The following is a 1,134-nucleotide window of genomic DNA, read 5'->3' on the forward strand; positions in this document are numbered from 1 at the left end:
GCCCCTCACCCTTTCAAAATCTCCCTCAACAAAACATTTTTCTTTTGGGCATCTACCAGGCTGTTGTTGCAGGTTTCCAAACTTCCCGAAAGTTTGGAACTTTCGGGAAGTTGCCCCTCACCCTTTCAAAATCTCCCTCAACAAAACATTTTTCTTTTGGGCATCACCAGGCTGCTGTTGCAGGCTTCCAAACTTCCCGAAAGTTTGGAACTTTCGGGAAGTTGCACTAGAGGAAGGCGTTGATTACTCAGGCTTCTATAATTCAAAACTACTGTCTATTTTTTCAGTTTTATGGAAACGAACGAACTCGTCAGTAGTACCAAACCAATCCATTACCTCCTGCTTGGATATTTTGGTTGGGCTATCGGATAAGAAGGTTTTATAGGACGAAAATGGCCTAGCATCCATGCTGCTTACAAAACCATGATGAACGGGGTTGTTATGGATATAAAAAATCAATTTGGCATAGTAAGCCTCGTTGTCTATTATTTTACGTTTAAAATTGGGCATAAACAAACTACCCCTTCTGCCTTGTTGTTTGTTGAACGATTGTGAATAAGCACTAAACAGGTTACCAAAAACTTTGCTGACAAATGAACCTACTTCGTTTGCTTCCAGCAATTTGATATTCGATGGTGCTATGTTTTTCATTTGCTGAAAATAAATATTTGCCTCTTGCAATTGCTTTTCGTCTTTTACCTTGACCACTAAATGCAAATGGTTTGGCATCAAACAATATGCATAGGTATGAGCGATGGGTTGGATGAAAAAAGCATATCGTTTCAAAAAATAGAGATAGTTTTCATTATTCAGAAACAGGTTCTCGTTACCGTTCGCATGGTTATAGATGTGGTAAATGGTTTCAGGAAGTAGCGGTATTTCGTTGTTTTTCATCGTATAAATATTTATAGCTTTTGTCCAAACTTCCCGAAAGTTAAAAACTTTCGGGAAGTTACCTCCAACCGATTCAAAATTTCTTCAATAATGCAATTTCTGTTTTGCACGCAGGCAAGTTGTTGCAGTTTTTCAAACTTCCCGAAAGTTTTGAACTTTCGGGAAGTTACCTCCAACTAATTCAAAATTTCTTCAACAATGCCATTTCCTTTGGCACGTAAGCAAGTTGCAGCCAGTTGC

General features: G+C 38.7%; 1 protein-coding gene. It reads right to left on the bottom strand.

Annotated features, from left to right (window positions below; translation table 11 throughout):
- Positions 1 to 255: 255 nt before the first annotated feature.
- Positions 256 to 894: a transposase gene (locus ACHFIY_RS19250; RefSeq protein WP_410847758.1), complete on the bottom strand. Its 639-nt coding sequence runs from the start codon at positions 892 to 894 to the stop codon at positions 256 to 258.
- Positions 895 to 1,134: the final 240 nt, after the last annotated feature.

Origin of the sequence: Parasediminibacterium schistidii (assembly GCF_046546515.1) — a bacterium.
In the GTDB taxonomy this organism is placed as follows: domain Bacteria; phylum Bacteroidota; class Bacteroidia; order Chitinophagales; family Chitinophagaceae; genus Parasediminibacterium.